Source organism: Variovorax sp. 38R, from assembly GCF_014843395.1.
Lineage (GTDB): Bacteria > Pseudomonadota > Gammaproteobacteria > Burkholderiales > Burkholderiaceae_C > Variovorax > Variovorax paradoxus_H.
This window is the reverse complement of sequence record NZ_CP062121.1, coordinates 3,571,542-3,596,171: the sequence shown is the minus strand read 5'-3', so window position 1 is coordinate 3,596,171 and position 24,630 is coordinate 3,571,542. Positions and strand designations below refer to the sequence as shown.

Here is a 24,630-nt window from a genome sequence, read left to right as displayed (position 1 = left end):
TGCGGGAGAGCCTGAAGCTCAGCCGCCGCGACGCATCATGTCGAAGAACTCGACATTGGTCTTGGTCGCCTTCATGTTCTTGAGCATCAGCTCCATCGACTCGATCTCGTCCATGTTGTACATGAGCTGACGCAGGATGCGCGTCTTCTGCAGGATCTCGGGCGCCAGCAGCAGCTCTTCGCGGCGCGTGCCGCTGCGGCTGAGCTGGATCGACGGGAACACGCGCTTTTCGTACAGGCGGCGGTCGAGGTGGATTTCGGAGTTGCCGGTGCCCTTGAACTCTTCGAAGATCACTTCGTCCATGCGGCTGCCGGTGTCGATCAGCGCGGTGCCGATGATGGTCAGCGAGCCGCCTTCTTCCACGTTGCGCGCGGCGCCCAGGAAGCGCTTGGGGCGCTGCAGTGCGTTGGAGTCGACACCGCCGGTCAGCACCTTGCCCGACGAGGGCACGACGTTGTTGTAGGCGCGGGCCAGACGGGTGATCGAGTCGAGCAGGATCACCACGTCCTTCTTGAGTTCGACCAGGCGCTTGGCGCGCTCGATCACCATTTCGGCGACGTGCACGTGGCGCGCTGCGGGCTCGTCGAAGGTCGAAGCAATGACTTCGCCCTTCACCGTGCGCTGCATTTCGGTCACTTCTTCAGGGCGCTCGTCCACGAGCAGCACCATCATGTGCACGTCGGGGTAGTTGGCGCTGATCGCGTGGGCGATGTGCTGCATCATCACCGTCTTGCCGCTCTTGGGCGGCGCCACGAGCAGGGCGCGCTGGCCTTTGCCGATGGGGGCAATGATGTCGATGATGCGGCCGGTGAGGTTCTCTTCGCCCTTGACGCCTTCGCGCTCCAGCTTCATCTGTTCCTTGGGGAACAGCGGCGTCAGGTTCTCGAACATCACCTTGTGCTTGTTGGCTTCGGGTGCGCCGTCGTTGACCTTGTCGAGCTTGGTCAGTGCAAAGTAGCGCTCGCCATCCTTGGGCGTGCGCACTTCACCTTCGATCATGTCGCCGGTGTGCAGGTTGAAGCGCCGCACCTGGCTGGGCGAGATGTAGATGTCGTCGGTGCTGGCCGTGAAGCTGGTGTCGGGGCTGCGCAGAAAGCCGAAGCCGTCCGGCAGGATTTCGAGCACACCGTCGGCGAAGACCTGTTCGCCGGCCTTGGCGCGCTTCTTGATGATCGCGAACATCAGCTCTTGCTTGCGCATACGGCCGATGTTTTCGATTTCAAGCGCCTCAGCCTGCTTGAAGACTTCAGACACGTGGAGTGCCTTGAGTTCGTTTAAGTGCATGGAACGACCCCTGGAGGGGTAATCGAATCGGGAACGGGGGGAGGTTTGATGTGGGGCAAGAACTGCCTCACGAACCGGGGAACTCGAACCGGTTGCCTGATGAAAGGCCCGGTGAACTGAGGGCGATTATGACAGGAAAATCGCCCCGGCCAACGCATTGCGCGCTGGCCGGAAGAAATGCATCAGGCGAGTTGCTGGTCGATGAAGGCCGTGAGTTGCGCCTTGCTCATGGCGCCGACCTTGGTGGCGGCCAGCTGGCCGTCCTTGAAGAGCATCAGCGTGGGGATGCCGCGAATGCCGAACTTGGCGGGGATGTCGCGGTTCTCGTCGACGTTGAGCTTGGCGATCTGCAGCTTGCCTTCGTACGTGGCCGAGACCTCGTCCAGGATCGGGGCGATCATCTTGCAGGGACCGCACCATTCGGCCCAGTAGTCGACCAGAACCGGCTGGCTGGACTTGAGCACGTCGGCCTCGAAGGAAGAATCGGAGATGTGTTTGATCAGTTCGCTGGCCATGTGATGTGTCCTTGTGCGCAGAGAGAGTTTCGGTGCAGCTAAAGTGCTGGTCATTGTGACAGAAACCAAGGGGTGACGTGCCATGCGGCCCGGCTATGGCGGCGATAGCCAAAGCCCTTTACGGCCCTGCCGCCGACCCCCTCAACCCCCTCGATAGAACATGAACGAAGGCCACCCCGTCCAGGCCCTGTGGTGCGATCCCGCCGACGGCGTCGTCGCGCGGATCGTGCGCGCGCTCGGCGATCGGCAGCTGCACGCGGCGCGCACCGTGGTGCTGGTGCCGTATGCGCAGCTGATGGCGGTCGCGCGTGGCATGTGGGCGCGCTGCGGCAGCCCGGGCTTCGTGCCGCGCTTCGAAACCACGCACAACTGGGCGCGCAGCGCGGGCGGTTTCCTGCCGTCCGGCTACGACATCGCCTTCGACATGGCGCGCGACCTGGTCACGGCGCAGGGCCTGCTCGCGCAGTCGGGCTTCCAGTCCGAACGCTTTGCGCTCGCCGGGCGCGTGGTCGAGCTGGCCTATCAGCTGGCGCCGTTGGCCGCTGCCGTGACGCCAGAGCTGCGCAGCAGCGACTGGGCACAGAGTGCAGCCAAGGTGGCCGACGCAGGCAGCGAGTCGGAGTGGTTCCGCATCGAGAGCGCCTTGATCCGCGTCGCCGTGGCCTGGGCTGCGAACTCGGGCTACGCGACCGACGTGCTGCTGCGCGACACCGCACGCACCCAGGTCGACGCGCTGATCGTGCTCGAAGGCTTCCAGACCGATCCGCTGACGCAGGCGCTGTGCGCGCTGTGGGGCGACCGCGCGATCCGCATCCCGCTCGTGCCCGCCGACGCACCGCCGTCTGCGGCCCACGCCCACGTGGCGCTCGACCCCGAAGACGAGGCCCAGCTGGCCGCTGCTTGCGTGCTGCAGCACCTGGCCGAGGGGCGCGCGCCCGTCGCGCTCGTCGCCACCGACCGCGCGCTGACGCGTCGCATCAGCGCACAGCTGAGCACCCAAGGCATCGTCACGCACGACGAAACTGGCTGGAAGCTGTCCACCACGCGCGCCGCCGCCACGCTGATGAGCGCACTGCGCGCCTGCGCGCACGACACCGCCACCGACCAGGTGCTCGAATGGCTCAAGAGCGGCGCCGAGGTCGATGTGCACGCCGTCCAGTCGCTCGAAATGCGGTTGCGGCGCGAAGGCGTGCGCGACTGGCAGGCGTGGTGCGCGTTGGTCGCGCGCAGCGAAAAACCGCAAGACGAGGCACTGCGCGCCTTCACCCTCACCATCGAAGCCCGCCGCGCCCCGATGGCGCGCGCGCGCTCCCTGGCCGACTGGCACCGCGCGCTGCGCGAGCTGCTGACGGTCGGCGAACAGTGGGATGCGCTCACCGCCGACTTCGCAGGCGCCAAGGTCATCGGAGCCCTCTGGCTCGATGCCGACGCGCACGGTGAAGAAGACGAGTTCCCCGGCGGACGCCACAGCCTGGCCGAGTTCACGGCCTGGGCGCGCGACGTGCTCGAAGACGCCAGCTTCGTGCCGCCCGCCGGCGACGAGACCCCCAAGGTGTCCGTGCTGCCGATGAACCAGTTGCTGGGCCGCGTTTTCGGCGCGGTCGTCATTCCCGGCTGCGACGACCGCCGCATGCCCGCATCGCCCGAACCGCCGGGCAACTGGAGCGCGGCACAGCGCCTCGACCTGGGGCTGGCGTCGCGCGACGTGCTGGAGGTCGCGCAGCGCGCGGCTTGGGCCATGGCCACGCGCAACCCGTGCTGCGACCTGGTCTGGCGCCATTCCGACGCCAGCGGCGAACCCGTGCGGCCGAGCCCGCTCGTGCAGGCCCTGCAGCTCGCCCATGCACTGCAGCCGGGCATTGATCCGCGCACGCCACGCGATGTCGCCGTCACGCCGACCCTGCGCCCCACGCCCTCGGGCGCGCTGCTGCCGCTTACCAACGTGTCGACCAGCGTCTACGAAGACCTGCGGCGCTGTCCCTATCGCTTTTTCGCGCTGCGCCAGCTGGGCCTGCGCACTGCCGACGAGCTCGATGCGGAGGTCGACAAGCGCGACTTCGGCAACTGGCTGCACGCGGTGCTCGGCCAGTTCCACGAGACCTTGCGCGACGCGCCGACGAGCGATGCGCAAGCGCGCGCTGCGCTGCTCGCCGACACCGCACGCGATGTCACGCAGGCGCTTGGCTATTCCGACGCCGAGTTCCTGCCGTTCGCCGCCGCGTGGCCGGCGGTGCGCGACGGGTACCTCGAATGGCTCGTGAAGCATGAAGCGGGCGGGGCGGTCTTCGTCGAGGCCGAACCCTGGAAAGAGCAACCGCTGGGCACTCTGCGGCTGGTCGGCCGGCTTGACCGCGTCGATCGCACCGCGGACGGCCAGCCCTTCGTGATCGACTACAAGACCGAGACTGCCTCCGTCACCAAGGAGCGCGTGGAAAGTCCGACCGAGGACACGCAGCTTGCCTTCTACGCGGCGTTGATCGCCGACGACACGCTGCGCGCGGCCTACGTCAACGTCGGCGAGAAATCCTCGGGCACGCGGACCGTCGAGCAGCCGGCCGTGGTCGAGGCGCGCGATGCGCTGGTCGCCGGCATCATCGACGACTTCGCGCGCATCGCGCAGGGCGCGCCGTTGCCGCCGCTGGGCGAGGGCAGCGTCTGCGATTTCTGCGCCGCACGCGGCCTGTGCCGCAAGGATTTCTGGGAGGTCACGCCATGAACGGCGCTGCCTACGAACACAACGGCCGGCACGTCGCGCGCGAGGCCTTCTACACCGTCGCCTGCGATCCGCGGCGCTCCGTCGCGGTCGAGGCTTGCGCAGGCGCCGGCAAGACCTGGATGCTGGTGTCGCGCATCGTGCGTGCGCTGCTCGAAGAGGGCGAGTCGGCCTGTGAACCGCATGAGATCCTGGCCATTACCTTCACCAAGAAGGCCGCCGGCGAAATGCGCGAGCGGCTCGACCAGTGGCTCGCACTGTTCGCCGAGCTCGATCCTGCCGCTTCGCAGCGCGAGCTCGTGATGCGCGGCATGACGCCGGAGGCCGCGCAGGCGGCCGTGCCGCGCCTGCAGGGGCTCTACCGGCGCTTGCTCGAAGGCGGGCGGCCCGTGCAGTTCCGCACCTTCCACGCGTGGTTCGCGGGCCTGCTGCGCAACGCGCCGCTCGCCGTGCTGCGCGAGCTCGGCCTGCCGGCGAACTACGAACTCCTCGAAGACGATGCCGAGGCGCGCACCCACACGTGGCGCCCGTTCTTCGAGGCCGTGACGGGCGATGCGCGCGCGCTGACCGACTACTACGCCGTCGTCGCCACGCACGGGCGCTCGCAGACGGCGAAGGCGCTGGGCGAGGCGCTGTCGAAGCGCGTCGAGTTCACGCTGTCCGATGCTGAGAATGCGGTGACGCCTTTCGACGTGCTGTACCCGACCCTGCAGGGGCTGGAGGTGCCGACCGACGCGCTGCGCGGCGAGGCCGTGCGGCGTCGCTGGCTCGACCGCGCCGCTGCCCTCGGCCGCGAGGCCAACAAGACACCGCAGAAGGCGGCCGAAGCCATCATCGATGTGTTCGGCACCGGCGAGCCCGCGCCCGAGGCGCTGGCTGACGCGCTCGCCGTGCTGCGCAAGACCTTCTTCGTCGCCAGCGAAGACCGGCTTACCAAGAACCTGCAGAAATTCCCCGCCGCGCAAGAAGCCGAAACCGAACTGCAGCTGCTGTGCGCCGCGCAGGCCCAGCACGCGGCCTGGCTGTACCAGCAACGCATGACGCGGCTCACGCGCCTGCTCATCACCGCCTTCGGCGAGGTCAAGCGTGCCCACGGCTGGGTCGACATGAACGACGTCGAGCAGGCTGCGCAACTGCTGTTGGGCCAGTCCGCGCTGTCGGGCTGGGTGCAGGAGCGGCTCGATGCCCGCGTCGCGCACCTGCTGATCGACGAGTTCCAGGACACCAACCCGCTGCAGTGGCAGGCGCTCTACGGCTGGCTCAGCGCCTACACGGGCGCCGGCGGCAGTGCGCCGCGCGTGTTCATCGTGGGCGACCCCAAACAGAGCATCTACCGCTTCCGCCGCGCCGAGCCGCAGGTGTTCATCGCCGCCAAGAAGTTCGTGCGCGAAGGGCTGGGCGGCGAATTGCTCAACTGCGACCACACGCACCGCAACGCGCGCGCCGTGGTCGGCCTTGTCAACAGCGCGATGCTGGCTGCGCAGGCCGCCGGCGAGTTCGACGGCTATCGCGCCCACACGACCGAGCGCGGAGACGACGGCGAACTGCTGAAGCTGCCCGCCATCGATCGCGACGCAGTCGACACCGTCGCAGCCGCCGCGCCGGCCGACGACGGCATGCTGCACTGGCGCGACAGCCTCGTCACACCGCGCGTGCTGCCCGAAGAACAGCTGCTGCAGAAAGAGTGCGAGCAGGCCGCGCGCTGGGTCGCGCAACGCATCGCCGACGGCACGCCGCCGCGCCAGATCATGGTGCTGGCGCGCCGCCGCAGCCGGTTGTCGGCCATGCAGGACGCGCTGCGCCGCCGCCACATTCCCGTGCAGCAGCCAGAGAAGAACGACCTGAACGACGCGCCCGAGGTGCAGGACGTGGTCGCACTGCTCGACGCGCTGGTGTCGCCCGCGCACGACCTGTCGCTGGCGCGCGCACTCAAGTCGCCGCTGTTCGGCATCGACGACGACACGCTGGTGCAACTGGCCCGCTGCCAGCGCGAGACGCCGGTGGCCAGCTGGTTCTCGCTGATCCTGAAAGGCGAGGGCCTGCCGCCCGTGCTGATCGAGGCGGGCGTGCAACTGCGCCGCTGGCAGCGCTGGCTGATGGCGATGCCGCCGCACGATGCGCTGGACGCGATCTTTCACGACGGCGACGTGCTCGCGAAGTTCGGTGCCGCGGTGCCGGCGGCCTTGCGCCAGAGCGCGCTGGCCAACCTGCGTGGGCTGGTTGCCGCCTCGCTCGACATCGACGGTGCGCGCTTCGCGACGCCTTATGCCTTGGTGCGTGCCTTGCGTGCGGGCGGCGTGCGCGCGCCCACCGTGGCCGCGCCCGAGGCCGTGCAACTGCTGACCGTGCACGGCGCCAAGGGCCTCGAAGCCGATACCGTGCTGATGCTCGACTGCGACGCCCCGCCGCCGCGCGCGCAGACCATGGGCGTGCTGGTCGAATGGAAGGGCAGCGACAGCGCGCCGACGCGCTTCGTGTTCCTGGCCAGCGAGAAGGCGCCGCCGGCCTGCGCCGCCGCGCTGCTCGAAGAAGAGCAGCACGCGCGCCACCGCGAAGAACTCAACGGCCTCTACGTGGCGACCACGCGGGCGCGCGAGCGGCTGGTGCTGTCGTCGGTGAAGCCGTCGCGTGCCAACGAAGGCAGCTGGTGGACGCGGCTGGAGCCGCTGTGCGAACCGACCGAGGCCGACGAGCCGCTGGTCGAGGCGTCCGCTGCCACGGAGGCCGCATCGGCCACCTTCGCGATGAAGCGCCTGCCCGCGCCGCTCGTGGCTGCAACCAGTGCGGTGCCAGAAAAGAAAAAGGCGCAAGACGCCACGGTCGACGCGCGCGCCGCTGCGTTCGGCCAGGCCATGCACCGGCTGCTCGAATGGGCGGTGCCCGGCGAGGCCTTGCCGCCGGCCCATGTGCGGGCGGCCGCGCGCGAGTTCATGCTCGATCCGCAGCAAGCGCGCGGCGCCGCGGCGCTGGCCCAGCGCATCCGCGCGGGCGCCGGAGCCTGGGTGTGGGACGATCGCAGCATCGACTGGCATGGCAACGAAGTCACGCTGGTCCACGAGGGCGATACCTTGCGCATCGACCGGCTGGTGCGCGAACGCGCCACCGGCGCATGGTGGATCCTCGACTACAAATCGGCCGCGCGCCCCGAACGGGACGCGGCCCTGATCGCACAGATGCAGCGCTACCGCGCTGCCGTGCAATATGCCTACCCCGGTGCCACGGTGCGCGCCGCGTTCCTGACCGGGCAGGGCGAACTGGTGAATCTCGAATGACTGTTTCTTTTACCGTCGCCGTCATCGGCGGCGGACCTGCCGGCCTGATGGCGGCCGAAGTGCTGAGCGCGTCCGGCGCGCAGGTGCACGTGTACGACGCGATGCCCTCGGTGGGCCGCAAGTTTCTGCTGGCCGGCCGCGGCGGCCTCAACCTCACGCACTCCGAACCCTTCGACGTGTTCGTGACGCGCTTCGGCGAACGCCGTGCGCAGCTCGAGCCGCTGCTCGCGGCCTTCGGTCCGCAGCAGGCGCGCGAATGGGCGGCCGGGCTGGGCATCGAGACCTTCGTCGGCACCTCGGGCCGCGTGTTTCCGACCGACATGAAGGCCGCGCCTCTGCTGCGCGCATGGTTGCATCGCTTGCGCGCCGCGGGCGTGCAGTTCCACATGCGGCATCGCTGGGTGGGTGACGGCGCATTCGATGCGAACGCACTGCGCTTTGCGACGCCGACAGGCGAGGTCACGGCCAAGGCCGATGCCGTGGTGCTGGCGCTGGGCGGTGCGAGCTGGGCGCGCCTGGGCTCCGACGGCGCGTGGGCACCGTGGCTGCAAGCACAAGGTGTGGCGGTCGCGCCGCTGCTGCCCGCCAATTGCGGCTTCGACGGCGCAGGCTGGAGCGAACATTTTTCGAGCCGCTTCGCGGGGCAGCCCTTCAAGTCGGTCGCGATCGCTTTCACGGACAGCCAGGGGCGCCACTTTGCGCGCAAGGGCGAGTTTGTCGCGACGGCCACGGGCATCGAAGGCAGCCTGGTCTATGCGGCGTCGGCGCTGCTGCGCGACGAGATCGCTGCCCACGGCAGCGCGACGCTGCTGCTCGACTTGCTGCCCGACCGCAGCGCCGAGCAGGTGCTCGCCGCGGTGAAGCATCCGCGTGGCGCGCGCTCGTTGAGCAGCCACCTCAAGAGCCGGCTCGGCATCGAAGGCATCAAGGCCGGTGTGCTGCACGAAGCACTGAGCAAGGAAGCGATGCAGGACCCGGCGCAGCTCGCGGCCACCATCAAGGCCGTGCCACTGAAACTGGTCGCGACGCGACCGGTCGACGAGGCGATCAGCACGGCGGGTGGTGTGCGCTTCGATGCGCTCGATCCGGCGCTGATGGCGACGGCGCTGCCCGGTGTGTTCGCGGCAGGGGAAATGCTCGATTGGGAGGCGCCGACCGGCGGCTACCTGCTCACCGCGGCGATGGCCAGCGGGGCGGCTGCGGCGCGCGGCGCGATCCAGCGGCTGGGGTTGTAGCGGCAGGCGCTGCTCAGCGCGCGCACGGCCAGAAGAACACCTGCTCGGGGTCGCCCACATCGAGGTTGTCGATCTGGCCGCTCTCCCTGAAGCCGGCTTCTTTCAGCAGCGATTGCATCACCTCGTTGGAGCGGTTCGTGGAAGTGAAAAGCTTGGGGCGTTCGCAGATCGACTGGAAGTGATTGACGAGCTTCAGGCCGAGTCGCCTGCGGCGAAACTTCTCGCCGACCATCAGCATCTCGATGAAGCCGCTGTCGAAGAAGTGGTGATGCAGGACGCCGTAGGCGGCGATGTCGCCATCGACCTCGATCACGTGGCAGAAGCCGTCCTCGATCCAGCCTTGGATCTGCACGGCGCGGCGCGCATCGTGCGCGGCCACGGTGTCGAGGCGCACCAATGCGTCGAGGTCGCTGATGCGGGCGGGCCGGATGTCCATGTTCATGGCGGGCTGCGCGAAATTCTGGGAGGTTGGTGTGTCCGGGGTTGGTAACCCCTGGACACAGCGCGTGAGTTCTCTGGAAAGGAACTCACGGCTTCTGGATGTTAGGTTGACGAGCCTTACCCCTGGCACTGACTACGCAGTTAGGGCTGCTTGGTTCCCCACCTGACCCGGTTGGCCACTTCACCATGCAGGGAGGCCCGTCAGCCTGTATTCTAACCGCGTGAATTTGCCCCCTTTGCCGGGGCGTGAATCATTTCGAGGGAGACGGGAAACAAGCGTGAAGTGACCCCCGCCGCGCCTTTTAGAATGCCCGCAATGTCTTATCTCGTGCTCGCTCGCAAGTTCCGTCCGAAAACCTTCGGTGAGATGGTCGGTCAGGGGCATGTGGTCCAGGCGCTGGAAAACGCGCTGACGACGCAGCGTCTGCACCACGCCTATCTGTTCACCGGCACGCGAGGCGTGGGCAAGACCACGGTGTCGCGCATCCTGGCCAAGTCGCTCAACTGCCAGGGCCCGGACGGGCAGGGCGGCATCACGGCCACGCCCTGCGGTGTGTGCCAGGCCTGTCGCGACATCGATTCGGGCCGCTTCGTCGACTACACCGAACTCGACGCGGCCTCCAACCGCGGCGTTGACGAAGTGCAGTCGCTGCTCGAACAGGCCGTCTACAAGCCGGTGCAGGGGCGCTTCAAGGTCTTCATGATCGACGAAGTGCACATGCTCACGAACACCGCGTTCAACGCGATGCTCAAGACGCTCGAGGAGCCGCCCGAGTACCTCAAGTTCGTGCTGGCCACGACCGACCCGCAGAAGGTGCCGGTCACGGTGCTGTCGCGCTGCCTGCAGTTCAATCTGCGGCCGATGGCGCCCGAGACGATCCTCGAACACCTGACCGGCGTGCTGCAGACCGAGCAGGTGCCGGCCGAGCCGCAGGCCCTGCGCCTGCTGGCGCGCGCCGCACGCGGCTCCATGCGCGACGCGCTCTCGCTCACCGACCAGGCCATCGCGTTCGGCAACGGCGAGCTGCTCGAAACCGGCGTGCGCCAGATGCTCGGCAGCGTCGATCGCGGCCATGTGTTCCGCCTGATCGAGGCCCTTGCACAAGGCGACGGCAAGACCGTGGTCGACACCTCCGAGGCGCTGCGCCGCGACGGCATGTCCGCCGCCTCGACGCTCGAAGAAATGACGTCGGTGCTGCAGGCCATGGCGGTGCTGCAGGCCATGCCCTCGCGCGCAGAATCGGCCGATGCGGCCACTGACCCCGACGCGGCCGACACGGCGCGCCTGGCGTCGCTGATGCCGGCCGACGAGACCCAACTGCTCTACAGCCTGTGCCTGCACGGGCGCGGCGAGCTGGGCCTGGCGCCCGACGAGTACGCGGCGCTGACCATGGTGCTGTTGCGGCTGCTGGCCTTCAAGCCCTCCAATGCGGCCGCTTCGACGGCCACCACGGAAAAAAAAACTCTGAATGACGCCGGTGGCGCCGCGCCGCGGGCTCCCGCGCGCGAAGCCGCCCCGGTTTCCCGGCCTTCGGCGCCCGATTCGGCACCCGCTGCCGCGCCTTCCACGCCCGCCTTTTCGCAGCAACCGCCCGCGCAATCGATGCCGGCCGGCCAGCGGCTGACGGTGGTCGATGCGCCGCAGCGCCAGCCCATGCCCCGGCCTGCCGCGCAAGAGGCGTCCGACGCGCCCGCGGCCTATGTGGTCGGCGTGCCGATCCGCGTGCAGCCGCCGCCCGGACAGCGCGACGTGCCGCGCGAAGAAGAACAGCGCAGCACCTACACCCCGATCCCTCCGAGCGAAGAGGGCGACTTCTGGCACACCACGGTCATGCAGCTCGTCGCCGCCGAAAGCGTCGCGGCGCTGGCGCGCGAGCTGGCGCTGCAGTCGCAGCTCGTGGCGCGCGACACCGACCAGTGGATGCTGCGCATCGAGCGCGAAACCCTCAACCAGCCCTCCAGCCGCGAGAAGCTCACGGCGGCGCTGCAGGGCCTCGGCCACAATGTGAGGCTGGCCATCGAGATCGGCGGCGTGGTCGACAGCCCGGCGCGCCGCAACAAGCAGGCGGCCGACGAGCGTCAGCGGGTGGCCGAAGAAGCCATCCGCAGCGACCCCGAGGTGCAGATGCTGATGCGCGACTTCGATGCGAAGATCGTGCCCGGATCGCTGAAGCCCCTCTGAAACCGGCGCCGCAGTCGCTGCATTTTTCGACCGTATTCTTTCCATCACCAACCCATCACAGACAGGACCAACGATGTTCAACAAAGGACAACTGGCCGGCCTCATGAAGCAGGCGCAGGCAATGCAGGACAACCTCAAGAAGGCCCAGGAAGAACTGGCGCACATCGAGGTCGAAGGCGAGTCGGGCGCCGGTCTTGTCAAGGTCGTCATGACCTGCAAGCACGACGTCAAGCGCATCACCATCGACCCCAGCCTGCTGGCCGACGACAAGGACATGCTCGAAGACCTCGTGGCTGCCGCCTTCAACGCCGCCGTGCGCAAGGCCGAAGAAACCAGCGAACAGAAGATGGGCAAGCTGACCGCCGGCATGCCCGGTCTGCCCCCTGGCATGAAGCTCCCGTTCTAAGCGAGGCATGGCAGACGCCAGTTCGCTTGATGCGCTGGTCGATGCGCTGCGCCGGCTGCCCGGTGTCGGCGTCAAGTCGGCCTCGCGCATGGCGTTTCACTTGCTGCAGCACGACCGCGAGGGCGCGCAGCTGCTCGCACGCGCGTTGCAGCAGGCGGCAGGCCAGGTGCGGCATTGCGAGCTGTGCAACACCTTCACCGAAGCGCCGATCTGCCATGTCTGCATGGACTCGCGGCGCGACGGTACCAAGCTCTGCGTGGTCGAGACACCGGCCGACCAGGCCGCGCTCGAACGCACGAACGCCTTTCGCGGCTACTACTTCGTGCTCATGGGCAAGCTCAGTCCGCTCGACGGCATCGGGCCGAAGGACATCGGCCTGCAGAAGCTGTTCGATCGCGCACGCGACGGCACGGTGAGCGAGGTCATCCTCGCGACCAACTTCACCGCCGAAGGCGAGGCCACCGCGCACGTGATCGGCGAAGCGCTCAAGCAGCACGGGCTCACCGTGACGCGTCTCGCGCGGGGCGTGCCCGCCGGCAGCGAGCTCGAGTACGTCGACCTCGGCACCATCGCGCACGCACTGGTCGATCGCCGCTGACGCGCGGCCTGTTCAAGGCCGCGTTCGTTCTTCCTCCTTGTTGTCGTCACCATGACCTTCTCCCTGCTCACCGTCGCCTACTGGTGCGTGTTCATCGCCTGCGGCCTGCCGTACCTCGCGGCATGGATCGCGAAGGCGGGCAACTTCGGTCCGCGCGACAACGTGCAGCCGCGCGACTGGGCCGCCAAGCAAAGCGGCTGGCGCGCACGCGCCAACAGTGCACAGGCCAACAGCTTCGAAGGCCTGCCGTTCTTCATCGGCGCGGTGCTCATAGCGCACCAGCTCGGCGTGGCGCAGGCGCGGCTCGACATGCTCGCGGTGGCCTACGTGGTGCTGCGCGTGATCTACCTTGGCATGTACATCCGCGGTGCGGCGAGTGCGCGCAGCGCGGTCTGGGCACTCGCGTTTCTGGTCAATATCGCGATACTTTTTCTGGCCCGATAACGCGTTGGCGAAGGCTTCTCTGAGAGGCCTTCGTGCTTACGTGAAAACCCGCACGGGATGACCCCGATGCAGGCCGGCGGCGCGCACGCCTAAGCTCGATTCACCTTACAAAGAATCACAGAGCCCGCAGGACCGCGCCATGCTTCATCGCAGAACCCTCATTTCCGCCTCCGCCGTCGCTGCCGCAGCGATTGCATTGCCGCGGGTCTTTGCGCAGCAGGCCAAGCTGGAGAAGACCAAGATCTCCATCGCGGTGGGCGGCAAGGCGGCGTTCTACTACCTCCCGCTCACCATCTCCGAGCAGCTGGGCTACTTCAAGGCCGAAGGTCTCGAGGTCGAGATCTCCGACTTCGCCGGCGGCGCACGCGCATTGCAGGCCGTGGTCGGTGGCTCGGCCGATGTCTGCTCGGGTGCGTACGAACACACGATCAACCTGCAGGCCAAGAACCAGTTCTTCCAGGCCTTCGTGCTGCAGGGACGCGCACCGCAGATCGCGGTAGGCGTGTCGACGAAGAACATGGCGGGCTACACCGGCATCCAGGACCTCAGGGGCAAGAAGATCGGTGTCTCGGCACCGGGCTCCTCGACCAACATGGTGGCCAACCTCGTGCTCTCGCGCGGCGGCCTCAAGGCCAGCGACGTGAGCTTCATCGGCGTGGGCGTGGCGGCCGGTGCACTCACCGCGCTGCGCTCGGGCCAGATCGACGCCATCAGCAACACCGACCCGGTGATGACGATGCTCGAGCAGAAGGGCGACGTGAAGATCATCAGCGACACGCGCACGCTCAAGGGCACCGAGCAGGTGTTCGGCGGACCGATGCCCGCGGCCTGCCTCTACGCGCCGACCGACTTCGTGCAGAAGCATCCCAACACCTGCCAGGCGCTGGCCAATGCCATCGTGCGCGGCCTCAAGTGGCTGCAGACCGCAGGGCCGGGCGACATCATCAAGACCGTGCCCGAGACCTACCTGCTCGGCGACCGCGCGCTGTACCTCGCGTCGTTCGACAAGGTGCGCGAGTCCATCGCCACCGACGGCCTCGTGCCGGCCGAGGGGCCGAGGACGGCGCTCAACGCCATCGCGAGCTTCGACACCGCGGTGAAGGCCGACAAGATCGACCTTGCCAAGACCTACACCAACGATTTTGCAAAGCGTGCGAAAGACAGGTTCAAAGCCTGACTGCGAACGTCTCCGCGACCCGGCCTCGGCCGGGTTTTTTATTCCTGATGCCATGTCCGACTACGCACTCGAACTCCTTTCCATTCGCTGCACCTTCCATTCGAAGGACGACCCGGGCCAGCGCTACACGGCGGTGGACGACACCACGCTGCGCATCGGCGCGGGCGAGTTCGTCTCGGTGGTCGGGCCGACGGGTTGCGGGAAATCGACGCTGCTGAACGTGGGCGCAGGGTTGCTCGAGCCGTCGTCGGGCGGGGTGAAGGTCTTCGGCCAGGCGCTCACGGGCGTCAACAAGCGCGCGGGCTACATGTTCCAGACCGAGGCGCTGATGCCGTGGCGCAGCGCCATCGACAACGTGAAGGTGGGGCTGCAATACCGCGGCGTGCCCGACGCCGAGGCGCATGCGCAGGCCGAGGCCTGGCTCTCGCGTGTGGGCCTCACGGGCTTTGGCGATCGCTACCCACACCAGCTCTCGGGCGGCATGCGCAAGCGCGTGGCGCTGGCGCAGACGCTGGTGCTCGACCCCGACATCATCCTCATGGACGAGCCCTTCAGCGCACTCGACGTGCAGACGCGGCAGCTGATGGAAAACGAAGTGCTCGAACTCTGGAGCGCAAAGAGGAAGGCCGTGCTCTTCATCACGCACGACCTCGACGAGGCCATCGCGATGAGCGACCGCGTGGTGGTGCTGTCAGCCGGCCCGGCGACACGGCCGATCGGCGAGTTCGTGATCGACCTGCCGCGTCCGCGCGACGTGGCCGAGGTGCGCACGCAGCCGCGCTTCGTGGAGCTGCACCGCCAGATCTGGGAGGTGCTGCGCGACGAGGTGCTCAAGGGCTACGCGCAGCAACTGAGGAAGGCCGCATGATGCCGCGCCTCGACGCGCGCCATGCGCGCTTCTGGCAGCTGATGCTGCTGGCCGTGATCCTCGTGGCCTGGCACGTGGCTTCGCGCAACGACCAGATCGCGTTCTTCCTCGGCCAGCCGATCGTGGTGGCGGGGCGCATCTGGAGCTGGTTCCTGCCCTTCGAGGTGCCGCCGAACCTGCTGTTTCCCGAAGGCCTGAAGGGCAACGCCGACATCTACCGCCACCTGGGCACCACGCTGCTCGAAACGGTGCTGGCCTTCGGCATCGGCACGGCGCTCGGGCTGGGCTGCGGCCTGTGGCTCGCGCTGGCGCCCACGGCGAGCCTGATCCTCGACCCGTACATCAAGGCCGCGAACTCGATGCCGCGCGTGATCCTCGCGCCGATCTTCGCGCTGTGGTTCGGCCTGGGCATCTGGAGCAAGGTGGCGCTGGCGGTCACGCTGGTGTTCTTCATCGTGTTCTTCAACGTCTACCAGGGCGTGCGCGAAGTGAGCCCGGTGGTGCTGGCCAACGCGAAGATGCTGGGCGCCAACCAGCGGCAACTGCTGCGCACGGTGTACCTGCCGAGCGCCACGAGCTGGGTGTTCTCCAGCCTGCACACATCGGTGGGCCTGGCCTTCGTTGGCGCGGTGGTGGGGGAGTACCTGGGCTCGGCGCGCGGTGTGGGCTACCTGATCCTGCAGGCCGAGGGCACCTTCGACGTGAACACGGTCTTTGCCGGCATCGTGGTGCTCACGGCTTTTGCGCTGGCGCTCGACGGGCTCGTGGGGCTGATCGAGAAGCGGCTCATGAAGTGGCAGCCGCGCAGCGGCGAAACCGAGAAGCTCTGAGTCGCGTGCGCGGTCAATGCGTCTGGCGCGTCTCGGTGTTGACCTGCACCAGCGCGCGTCCCGCGAAGAGGCCGCCTGACATCTCGAGCACCAGCCGCTCCTTGTCGCGCCGGCGCAGGTCGTCGATGACCTCGTCGGCTTCCTCGGGCGTGGCACCCAACGCGACCACGCCCTGCCGGCCGAAGACCATCGCCGATTCGAAGGTCTCGCGGATCTGGTAGTCGACGTCGAGCTTCACGAGCGCGACCGCATGCTCGCGGTCGAAGGCGCGCACCATCAGGTGCGCATGCGGGAACTCGGCCTTCACAAGTTCCGCGATGCGCGTGGCCACGGCGCGGTTGTCGATGCACACCATGATCGCGCGCGCGTTGTGCGCGCCGGCCGCGTGCAGCACGTCGGCGCGTGCGCCGTCGCCGTAGTACACCTTGAAGCCGAAGTCGGCGGCGTCGCGGATCACCTGCGTGTCGTTGTCGATGATCGAGATCGAGGCACCGCGCGCCAGCGCGCCCTGGATGGCGATCTGCCCGAAGCGGCCGAAGCCGATCACGAGCACGTTGCCGGCCAGCGCCTCGGCTTTCTCCACGCCTTCCATCGATGCCTGCACGGTGGGCGCGAAGCGGCGATGCACCAGCACCACGAGCGGCGTGAGCGCCATCGACAGCACCACCACCGCCGTCATGTTGGCGTTGACCGTGGGGCTGATGACCTTGGCGGCGAGCGCCGATGAGAACAGCACGAAGGCGAATTCGCCACCTTGCGCCATGAGCACGGCGCGGTCGATCGCGTCGGCGGGCGAACTCTTGGCGAGCCGCGCCACGCCGTAGATGCACAGCGCCTTGACCGCCATCATCGACACCACGCCCGCCACGATGAGCTGCCAGTTCTGCGCCACCACCGCGAGGTCGAGCGACATGCCCACGCCGATGAAGAACAGCCCGAGCAGCAGCCCGCGGAAGGGTTCGATGTCGGCTTCGAGTTGGTGGCGGAAGGTCGATTCCGACAGCAGCACGCCGGCCAGGAAGGCGCCCATGGCCATCGACAGGCCGCCGACCTGCATCAGCAGCGCCGCACCCAGCACCACGAGCAGCGCGGCGGCCGTCATGACTTCGCGTGCCTTGGAATTGGCGAGCACGCGGAACAGCGGGTTGAGCAGCCAGATGCCGGCCGCCACCAGCGCCGCGAGCGCACCCACGGCGATGCCGACGCCGACCCAGCGCGAGGGCGCCACGGCCTGCTGCGCCACATCGACCGGTGCGATGAAGGCGACGATGGCCAGCAGCGGCACGATGAGCAGGTCTTCGAAGAGCAGCACGGCAACGATCTTCTGGCCGCGCGGCGCGGCGATGTCGCCGCGCTCGCCGAGCAGTTGCATCACGATGGCGGTCGAGGTGAGCACGAAGCCCATCGCGCACACGAACGAGACGGCGAGCGGAAAGCCGAAGGCCATGCCCACGCCGGTCAGCAGGATGCCGCACACCACCACCTGCAGGCTGCCCAGGCCGAAGATGTCGCGCCGCATGCTCCACAGATGCGAAGGGCGCATCTCGAGCCCGATCACGAAGAGGAACATCACGACGCCGAGTTCGGCCGTGTGAAGGATGGTCTGCGGGTCGGTGAAGAGACCGAAGCCGAAGGGCCCGATGGCCAGGCCCGCGGCCAGGTAGCCGAGCACCGAGCCCAGCCCGAGCCGCTTGAACAACGGCACGGCCACGACGGCCGCTCCCAACAACGTGACGACCTTGATGAGATCGCCCGCGCTTCCTTCGACTGCCATGGCCTGTCCTCCTGATATCGCTTCTTATCGTCGAGGCCCGGCACCGCCCGCCGGCAGGGCAACGATCAGCGCTTGCGCTTGGACGGCGTGCCGCCGCGCGGCTGGCGCGCCACCACCTGCTTGGCGCTGCTGCTGCGTGCGACGGTCTTGCTGGGCGTGCCGCCGCGCTTGGAGGTGGCGACGGCGGCGCGTCCATGCGCTGCGCCCGTGCCGACACGCGCCGATGCCGAGGCGCGCACCGGCAGGTACACAACCACGCTGTAGCCGCGCTTGAAGGCGTGGCTCGTGTTCACGTCGTTCCAGTCGGCCACGGCCGCGGGCTTGAGGTTGTAGCGGCGCGCGATGCTCGCCACGTTGTCCGAGCGGCCCGCCTTGACGGTGGTGCGGCGCGTGATGATCTCGGGCTGGAAGCTCAGGTGGCCGCCGTCGGCCACCACGGCTGCCACGTCTTCCTTGACGCGCGCGCCGCGCGGCACGATGAGCGTGGAACCGGCCTTGATGAGCATGCGCGGCGGCACGTTGTTGAGCGCGCGCAGGTCCGATTCGCTCATGCCCGAGCGCTGGGCAGCGTCGGCCACCGTCATGGTGCTGGGCACGACCCAGGCGGTCCAGCTGGCGTACTGGCCTTGCGTGTAGGCGTCGAAGTTGCGCTTGAAGACCGCCGCGTTGTCCCAGGGCAGCAGGATGTCGGAGGTGCCGGCCGCGATCAGTACGGGCTTGTGGGCGGCGGGGTTGAGTGCGCGGAAGTCTTCGATGCGCACGTCGGCCAGCTTGGCCGCCAGTTCCACGTCGAGGTCGCGCGTGAGCGGCACGGTCTGGAAGTAGGGGTGGTTGGCAATCAGCGGCAGCTCGGCGTTGAAGGCCTGCGGATTCGCCACGATGTTCTTCACGGCCTGCAGCTTGGGCACGTAGAGCCGCGTTTCGGCCGGCATCGACAGGTCGCTGTAGGTGGTGGGCAGGCCCAGGCGCTGGTTCTTGGCGATGGCGCGTCCCACGCTGCCTTCGCCCCAGTTGTAGGCGGCGAGCGCGAGCTGCCAGTCGCCGAACATGCCGTAGAGCTTCTGCAGGTAGTCGAGCGCGGCGCGGGTGGAGGCCACCACGTCGCGGCGGTCGTCGCGGAAGATGTTCTGCTTGAGGTCGAAGTCGGTGCCGGTGGCTGGCATGAACTGCCACATGCCGGCGGCGCGCGCGCTCGACACGGCCTGCGGGTTGAACGCGCTCTCGATGTACGGCAGCAGCGCCAGCTCGGTCGGCATGTTGCGGCGCTCAAGCTCCTCGACGATGTGGAAGATGTACTTGTTCGAGCGCTCGGTCATGCGCTGGATGTAGTCGGGCCGGCTGGCGTACCACTGCTCGCGGTCGCGCACCAGGTCGCTCTCGAGGTTGGGCATCTTGAAGCCGCGGCGGATGCGGTCCCACATGTCGGCGGGCGGGGCCAGCGTGACCACGCTTTGCGAACGGGCCTGGCCGCTGGTCAGCGGGCTGAGGTTGGGGTCGCGCGGGTAGACCGGCGTGGCGCTGCCCGACGGGCGGGCGCCCGTGCCGCCGGCGGCGGTGCCGGCCTTGGCCGTGGTGGAAGAAGAAGCGCTGTTGTCCGTGCTCGCGCAGCCCGCGAGTACCAGTGAACCTGCGAGGCAGGTGGCAACAATAAATTTCATCGGAAGTCGTTTTTCCATTGGCGCAGCGCGGCGAACACCTCGGCTTCGGCGGCATCCGCGGAAAGCTCGGCATGGGCCCGCACTGCTCGAAAGACGGTGGCTTCGCGGCTGCGAAGAAAGGGGTTGATCCGGCGTTCGATCGCCAGTTGCGACGGCAGCGTGGGCTGCCCTTGTGCGCGCAGGCTTTCGCAATGCGCGTTGTAGTGAGTGAGTTCGTCGTTGCCGGGTTCCACGGCGCGGGCGAACTTCAGGTTAGCAAGTGTGTATTCGTGGGCGCAGCACACACGTGTGTCGCCGGGCAGCGCGGCCAGCGCGTCGAGCGAGGCGAGCATCTGCGCGGGCGTGCCCTCGAACAGGCGACCGCAGCCGCCCGAGAAGAGGGTGTCGCCGCAGAACAGCACGGGAGCCTGCGCGGCCGAGGCCGGCAGGAAGTAGGCAATGTGCCCGGCCGTGTGGCCCGGCACGTCGATGACCTCGAAGCGCAGGCCCAAGGCCTGTGCAACGTCGCCCTGCACCAGCGGCGTGTAGGGCTCGGGGATGCGCTCGCGCGCGGGGCCCCACACCTTCGCACCCGTGGCCGCATGCAGCGCGGCCACGCCGCCCGTGTGATCGGCGTGGTGGTGCGTGACTAGAATCGCGGCCAGCTGCAGCTTGTGGTGCGCCAACGCATCGAACACCGGTTGAGCATCGCCCGGGTCCACCACGATGGCGTGGTGCCCGTCGTGCAGCATCCAGAGGTAGTTGTCAGCAAAAGCGGGCAGCGGAACAAGGGTCATGAGCGGTCAAATTATAGGTTTGCAGGATTGGTTCGCGACCCCCCCGGGCCGTTACCTCCTGGCCTGGGAACAGGCCCAGTTCGATGAAGCGGTGGCCGATGTTTTCGGTTACCACGCCTTGCAGCTCGGTGCCGCCGAGGTCGATGGGCTGCGCGCCAACCGCATGCCGCACCGCTGGCTGGCCCTGACCGATCCGATGCGGGCCGGCAAAGCCACGCTGGTGACCGACTTCACCGCCTTGCCGTTCGCGGCCAACAGCCTCGATCTCGTGGTGCTGCCGCACGCTTTGGAACTCAGTCCCGATCCGCACGCCACGCTGCGCGAGGTGGAGCGGGTGCTGGTGCCCGAGGGCCGCGTGGTGATCTGCGGCCTGAACCCGACCAGCCTGTGGGGCCTGCGGCAGCGCCGCGGGCACCTTTACCGGCGGCTGGGCCTGGGCGAGACCTTCCTGCCCGAGGCCGGCGAGTTCATCGGCTACTGGCGCATGCGCGACTGGCTGCGCCTGTTGAGCTTCGAGGTGGAGTCGGGCCGCTTCGGCATCTACCGGCCGGCGGTGCGCAGTGACGCCTGGCTGGAGCGCTCGCGGTGGATGGACGCCGCCGGCGAGCGCTGGTGGCCGATCTTCGGCGCGGCCTACTTCCTGGTGGCGGTGAAGCGCGTGCGCGGCATGCGCCTGCTGAGCGCCGACTGGCGCCGGGCGGCTGCGCGGGCGACGGCGCCCGTGCCCATCGCGGGCAAGGTGCACCGCAGCAAAGCGGGCAAGAATTGAATGAATTGAACAGAACACAGAAGCGGGCGGCATCGCCCGCATCGGGCAGCCACAGAAACAAGGAACAGTCAGTTTGAACGAAGTCGTGATCTACACCGATGGCGCGTGCAAGGGCAACCCGGGACCGGGCGGCTGGGGCGCGTGGCTCAAGTCGGGCCCCACCGAGAAGGAACTGTTCGGCGGTGAACTCAACACCACCAACAACCGCATGGAGCTCACGGCCGTCATCGAAGGCCTGGCCGCGCTCAAGCGGCCGTGCAAGGTGCTGCTGTACCTCGACAGCCAGTACGTGCGCAAGGGCATCACCGAGTGGATTCGCGGCTGGAAGGCCAAGGGTTGGATGACCGCCAGCAAGCAACCCGTGAAGAACGTCGAGCTCTGGCAGAAGCTCGACAAGCTGGTGGCCGAAGGTGGCCATCAGATCGAGTGGCGCTGGGTCAAGGGCCACTCGGGCGACCCGGGCAACGAACGGGCCGACATGCTGGCCAACAAGGGCGTGGACAAGGCATTGGGTCGGATCTGACGGATCTGACTGCCGGTCTTCTCGGCTAGATCAGCCCTTCGAAGATCATCACGTCGACTTCCTGGCCGGCGTCGACATGGCCCAGGTCGTGGTGCAGCACCACGAGCCCGTTGGCCTCGAGCATCGAACTCAGCACGCCCGAGCCCTGGTGCGCCGCCACCTGCACCTCGGGCAGCGACCCCGGCACCTGCCGGACAAAGCCGCGCTGGTACTCGGTGCGGCCCGGCTTCTTGCGGATGGGCCCCGCGCTGCGCGCGCGCAGCAGCGGCGGCGGGGCGGCGGCCGCGTCATGGCAGCCCATGAGCCGCAGCAACGCCGGTCGCACGAAGGCCAAAAAGGCGACCATCGCCGCCACCGGATTGCCCGGCAGGCCGAACAGCACGACGGGCGTGGCTGCGGTCTCGCGCGGAATCAGCCCCACCGCCAGCGGCCGTCCGGGCCGCATCGCGACCCGCCAGAAGGCCATGTCGCCCAGCTGCTGCATCACGTCGCGCGTGTGATCGGCTGCGCCCACACTCACGCCGCCGCTGGTGACGATGGCGTCGGCCTCGCGCGCCGCGCGTTGCAGCGTGGCCGCGAGCGTGGCGGGGTCGTCGTGCACCAGGCCGAGGTCGACCACCTCGCAGCCCAGCCGCGTGAGCAGGCCGAACAGCGTGTAGCGGTTGCTGTCGTACACGGCGCCTTCGCGCGGCGTGTCGCCCAGGCAGAGGATTTCGTCGCCGGTCGAGAAGTACGCCACGCGCAGCCGGCGTCGCACGGTCACGCGCGCCATGCCGAGGCTGGCGACCATGCCGAGCGCGGCCGGCAACAGGCGCTCGCCGCGCCGCAGCGCCGGCTGGCCCTGCATCAGGTCTTCGCCGGCGAGGCGACGGTTGTCGCCGCGGCCCAGCACGCGGGCCGGAAAGCAGACCTGGTCGCCGTCGACCTTGCAGAACTCCTGCGGGATCACGGTGTCGAGGCCGGCCGGCATCATTGCGCCGGTCATGATGCGCACCGCATCGCGCGGCCCCAGCGCGCCGCGCCAGGCCGAGCCGGCCAGCGCCGTGCCTGCCACATGCAGCGTGAGCGAATGGTCGATGGGCGCGTTGGCCGGCAGCAGCGCGCCGTCGAAGGCGTAGCCGTCCATCGCGGAGTTGTCATGCGGCGGCACGCTCACGGGCGAGACGAGGTCTGCGGCCAGCACGCGGCCGAGGGCGTCGCGCAGCGCGAGGTCTTCGATGTCGGCCACGGCCAGCGGCGTGACGAGGCGCGCGAGAAAGGCGGTGACGGTGTCGACGTCGAGATCGCCCGCGTCGTAGTCCGCGAGGTCGGCGGCAATGGCGGCGATGCGGCTCATGGCTGTTCGAGCGTCTGCAGTTCGGCCAGCGTGTTCGCGTTGAAGAAAGCGTCGGGGGCGTCGCCGGGGCGATCGAAGGGAACGGTCACGGCGCCGTGTTGCGCGGTCCAGGCGCCGACCTTGCGGCCACCGTCTTCGACAAAGCGCCGCAGGCTGTCGCGCAGCTCGATGTGCACGAGGCAGAACACCGGCTGCGGGCGCAGCACCGTGCGGCCGTCGGGGCCGGTTTCGGGCGCGCTGGCCATGGCGATGCGCGCGCGGTGGCCGTCGGCGGCGAGGGCCTCGGCCAGCCGCGCCGCCAGGTCGGGCGGAAAGCGCGGCGTGTCGCAGGGCACGGTGAGCAGCCAGGGCGTGGGGCAGTGTTCGAGCCCGCTCAGCATGCCGGCCAGCGGCCCGGGGTGGTCGGGCACGCTGTCGGCGAACACGGGCACGCCCAGCGCTTCGTAGGCGGCGAAGTTCCGGTTGGCGTTGATGAGCACGCCGCCGACCTGCGGACGCAGCCGTTGCACCGCGTGCGCGGCGAGCGTCTCGCCCTGGAGCAGCTGAAGGCCCTTGTCGACGCCGCCCATGCGCGTGCCGCGTCCGCCGGCGAGCACGAGGCCCGTGATGTCGGCCGGGGTGATGGCCGGTGCGGTACCCATGGCTGGCGGCCTCATCCGCCGATGTAGCTCATTTCGACGCGCCGGGGCGCCGCCGCATCGGGCGCGCTGTCGTCGGGGCCGCGCAGTGCGCGCAGCTCGGAATAACGGTCGGCGCGGCCCTGCCAGATGTGGCCGATGGCGGAGGCGATGTCGTCGTCGCTCGCCGGGCCGCGCAGGAGCGGACGCAGGTCGTGGCCGGCGTTCGCGAACAGGCACAGGTAGAGCTTGCCCTCGGTCGACAGGCGCGCGCGGCTGCAGTCGTGGCAGAAGGCCTGGGTCACGCTGCTGATCACGCCGATTTCGCCGCCGCCGTCGGCGTAGGCCCAGCGTTGGGCGGTTTCGCCAGGCGTCGTGGCTTCGAGCGGCACCAGCGGAAACTCCGCTGCGATACGCGCGATGACCTCGGCCGAGGGCAGCACCTCGTCCATGCGCCAGCCGTTGGTGGCGCCCACGTCCATGTACTCGATGAAGCGCAACACGACCTTGCCGCCGTGGTGCTCGCGGAAGTAACGCGCCATCGGCAGGATTTCTTGCTCGTTGGTGCCGCGCTTGACCACCATGTTGACCTTGATCGGGCCCAGGCCCGCCGCAATGGCTGCGTCGATGCCGGCCAGCACGTCGGCCACAGGAAAGTCGACGTCGTTCATGTGGCGGAACACGGCGTCGTCGAGGCTGTCCAGGCTCACCGTCACGCGCTGCAGGCCGGCGGCTTTCAGCGCGGCGGCCTTGCGTTTCAGCAGCGAGCCGTTGGTGGTCAGCGTGAGTTCGAGCGGGTCGCCGTCGGGCGTGCGCAGCTCGGCCAGCTGCCCGATGAGCCCTTCGATGTGCTTGCGCAGCAGAGGTTCGCCACCGGTGAGGCGGATCTTGCGCACGCCGTGCGAGGCGAACAGGCGCGCCAGGCGCGTGATTTCCTCGAAGCTCAGCAGGGCGCTGTGCGGCAGGTACTGGTAGTCCTTGTCGAACACGTCCTTCGGCATGCAGTAGCTGCAGCGGAAGTTGCAGCGATCGGTCACGCTGATGCGCAGGTCGGTCAGCGGGCGGCCGAGCCGGTCGGCCAGCAGGCCGGTGGCGGGCACGGCGACATCGGGCGCGGCCACGACGGCGTGGCCCGCGGGGGCGATCGGAATGACGGTGCTGCTGCTGTTCTTCATGGGGCGATGCCGATTTTGCGCCATGGCTCGCGGGCGC

Annotated in this window: 21 protein-coding genes and 1 other RNA gene; 12 read left to right on the top strand and 10 right to left on the bottom strand. The window is 68.6% G+C overall.

The genetic code is table 11. The annotated features are described in order from the left end of the window. Positions 1-18: 18 nt before the first annotated feature. Positions 19-1,284, bottom strand: a complete 1,266-nt coding sequence (rho, locus tag IG196_RS16540) for a transcription termination factor Rho (protein WP_056580151.1) — start codon at positions 1,282-1,284, stop codon at positions 19-21. A 182-nt stretch (positions 1,285-1,466) separates the two neighbouring features. After that, positions 1,467-1,799: a thioredoxin TrxA gene (trxA, locus tag IG196_RS16535; RefSeq protein WP_042578306.1), complete on the bottom strand. Its 333-nt coding sequence runs from the start codon at positions 1,797-1,799 to the stop codon at positions 1,467-1,469. A gap of 160 nt (positions 1,800-1,959) precedes the next feature. Here trxA and IG196_RS16530 point away from each other — a divergent pair, with 160 nt between their 5' ends. From IG196_RS16530 to IG196_RS16520, 3 genes are read left to right on the top strand one after another with little or no spacing between them, the layout of a single operon-like run. Then, on the top strand, positions 1,960-4,515 hold the full coding sequence (locus IG196_RS16530) for a PD-(D/E)XK nuclease family protein (RefSeq protein ID WP_192191982.1): 2,556 nt from the start codon (positions 1,960-1,962) through the stop codon (positions 4,513-4,515). Further along, a complete protein-coding gene (locus tag IG196_RS16525; RefSeq protein ID WP_192191981.1) occupies positions 4,512-7,784 on the top strand; it encodes a UvrD-helicase domain-containing protein in 3,273 nt (1,090 codons plus the stop codon). The genes IG196_RS16530 and IG196_RS16525 overlap by 4 nt, the downstream gene beginning before the upstream one ends. After that, on the top strand, positions 7,781-9,019 hold the full coding sequence (locus tag IG196_RS16520; RefSeq protein ID WP_192191980.1) for a TIGR03862 family flavoprotein: 1,239 nt from the start codon (positions 7,781-7,783) through the stop codon (positions 9,017-9,019). Before IG196_RS16525 ends, IG196_RS16520 begins: the two co-directional genes overlap by 4 nt. A gap of 13 nt (positions 9,020-9,032) precedes the next feature. Here IG196_RS16520 and IG196_RS16515 read toward each other — a convergent pair whose 3' ends face one another. Together IG196_RS16515 and ffs are read right to left on the bottom strand one after the other, a co-directional pair. After that, a complete protein-coding gene (locus IG196_RS16515; RefSeq protein WP_225616681.1) occupies positions 9,033-9,461 on the bottom strand; it encodes a GNAT family N-acetyltransferase in 429 nt (142 codons plus the stop codon). Positions 9,462-9,566: 105 nt separating this feature from the next. Further along, an RNA gene (gene ffs / locus IG196_RS16510) (signal recognition particle sRNA small type) lies at positions 9,567-9,663 on the bottom strand. A 113-nt stretch (positions 9,664-9,776) separates the two neighbouring features. Here ffs and dnaX point away from each other — a divergent pair. The 7 genes from dnaX to IG196_RS16475 all read left to right on the top strand — a co-directional run bounded on the left by dnaX (position 9,777) and on the right by IG196_RS16475 (position 15,965). Continuing rightward, positions 9,777-11,642: a DNA polymerase III subunit gamma/tau gene (gene dnaX, locus IG196_RS16505; RefSeq protein WP_192191979.1), complete on the top strand. Its 1,866-nt coding sequence runs from the start codon at positions 9,777-9,779 to the stop codon at positions 11,640-11,642. A 73-nt stretch (positions 11,643-11,715) separates the two neighbouring features. Then, the gene (locus tag IG196_RS16500) at positions 11,716-12,048 is read left to right on the top strand and encodes a YbaB/EbfC family nucleoid-associated protein (RefSeq protein WP_007836669.1); all 333 of its coding nucleotides are present in this window, start codon (positions 11,716-11,718) and stop codon (positions 12,046-12,048) included. 7 nt (positions 12,049-12,055) lie between these two features. Next, a complete protein-coding gene (recR, locus tag IG196_RS16495) occupies positions 12,056-12,646 on the top strand; it encodes a recombination mediator RecR (protein ID WP_101491888.1) in 591 nt (196 codons plus the stop codon). A 51-nt stretch (positions 12,647-12,697) separates the two neighbouring features. Further along, positions 12,698-13,090 (top strand): MAPEG family protein, encoded by a 393-nt coding sequence (locus tag IG196_RS16490; RefSeq protein ID WP_192191978.1) that lies wholly within the window; start codon positions 12,698-12,700, stop codon positions 13,088-13,090. 139 nt (positions 13,091-13,229) lie between these two features. Next, positions 13,230-14,267 carry an ABC transporter substrate-binding protein gene (locus tag IG196_RS16485; protein ID WP_192191977.1) on the top strand — a complete coding sequence of 346 codons (1,038 nt, stop codon included), beginning with the start codon at positions 13,230-13,232 and terminating at the stop codon, positions 14,265-14,267. A 52-nt stretch (positions 14,268-14,319) separates the two neighbouring features. Next, on the top strand, positions 14,320-15,135 hold the full coding sequence (locus tag IG196_RS16480) for an ABC transporter ATP-binding protein (protein WP_192191976.1): 816 nt from the start codon (positions 14,320-14,322) through the stop codon (positions 15,133-15,135). Next, positions 15,132-15,965 (top strand): ABC transporter permease, encoded by an 834-nt coding sequence (locus tag IG196_RS16475; protein WP_056580161.1) that lies wholly within the window; start codon positions 15,132-15,134, stop codon positions 15,963-15,965. Before IG196_RS16480 ends, IG196_RS16475 begins: the two co-directional genes overlap by 4 nt. Positions 15,966-15,978: 13 nt before the next feature. Here the strand turns inward: IG196_RS16475 and IG196_RS16470 are convergent, their stop codons facing one another. From IG196_RS16470 to gloB, 3 genes are all read right to left on the bottom strand, one after another. After that, positions 15,979-17,739, bottom strand: a complete 1,761-nt coding sequence (locus IG196_RS16470) for a monovalent cation:proton antiporter-2 (CPA2) family protein (protein WP_192191975.1) — start codon at positions 17,737-17,739, stop codon at positions 15,979-15,981. A 65-nt stretch (positions 17,740-17,804) separates the two neighbouring features. Then, the gene (locus tag IG196_RS16465) at positions 17,805-19,397 is read right to left on the bottom strand and encodes a transglycosylase SLT domain-containing protein (RefSeq protein ID WP_192191974.1); all 1,593 of its coding nucleotides are present in this window, start codon (positions 19,395-19,397) and stop codon (positions 17,805-17,807) included. After that, complete coding sequence (gloB, locus tag IG196_RS16460; protein WP_101491882.1) at positions 19,394-20,173, bottom strand: hydroxyacylglutathione hydrolase; 780 nt, start codon at positions 20,171-20,173, stop codon at positions 19,394-19,396. The genes IG196_RS16465 and gloB overlap by 4 nt, the downstream gene beginning before the upstream one ends. Between gloB and IG196_RS16455 the strand changes: the two genes are divergently transcribed. Then, positions 20,172-20,942: a class I SAM-dependent methyltransferase gene (locus tag IG196_RS16455; protein ID WP_225616680.1), complete on the top strand. Its 771-nt coding sequence runs from the start codon at positions 20,172-20,174 to the stop codon at positions 20,940-20,942. The two genes, gloB and IG196_RS16455, sit on opposite strands and share 2 nt — an antisense overlap. 73 nt (positions 20,943-21,015) lie before the next feature. Next, the gene (gene rnhA, locus IG196_RS16450) at positions 21,016-21,465 is read left to right on the top strand and encodes a ribonuclease HI (RefSeq protein ID WP_101491881.1); all 450 of its coding nucleotides are present in this window, start codon (positions 21,016-21,018) and stop codon (positions 21,463-21,465) included. A 25-nt stretch (positions 21,466-21,490) separates the two neighbouring features. On the opposite strand, the gene glp is transcribed toward rnhA, so the two are convergent. Genes glp through moaA form a run of 3 tightly spaced genes read right to left on the bottom strand, consistent with a single transcriptional unit; the run spans position 21,491 to position 24,593 of the window. After that, the gene (gene glp / locus IG196_RS16445; protein WP_192191973.1) at positions 21,491-22,801 is read right to left on the bottom strand and encodes a gephyrin-like molybdotransferase Glp; all 1,311 of its coding nucleotides are present in this window, start codon (positions 22,799-22,801) and stop codon (positions 21,491-21,493) included. After that, positions 22,798-23,442 (bottom strand): molybdenum cofactor guanylyltransferase MobA, encoded by a 645-nt coding sequence (mobA, locus tag IG196_RS16440; RefSeq protein WP_192191972.1) that lies wholly within the window; start codon positions 23,440-23,442, stop codon positions 22,798-22,800. The genes glp and mobA overlap by 4 nt, the downstream gene beginning before the upstream one ends. An 11-nt stretch (positions 23,443-23,453) precedes the next feature. Further along, the gene (gene moaA, locus IG196_RS16435) at positions 23,454-24,593 is read right to left on the bottom strand and encodes a GTP 3',8-cyclase MoaA (RefSeq protein ID WP_101491878.1); all 1,140 of its coding nucleotides are present in this window, start codon (positions 24,591-24,593) and stop codon (positions 23,454-23,456) included. Between the last annotated feature and the right edge of the window lie 37 nt (positions 24,594-24,630).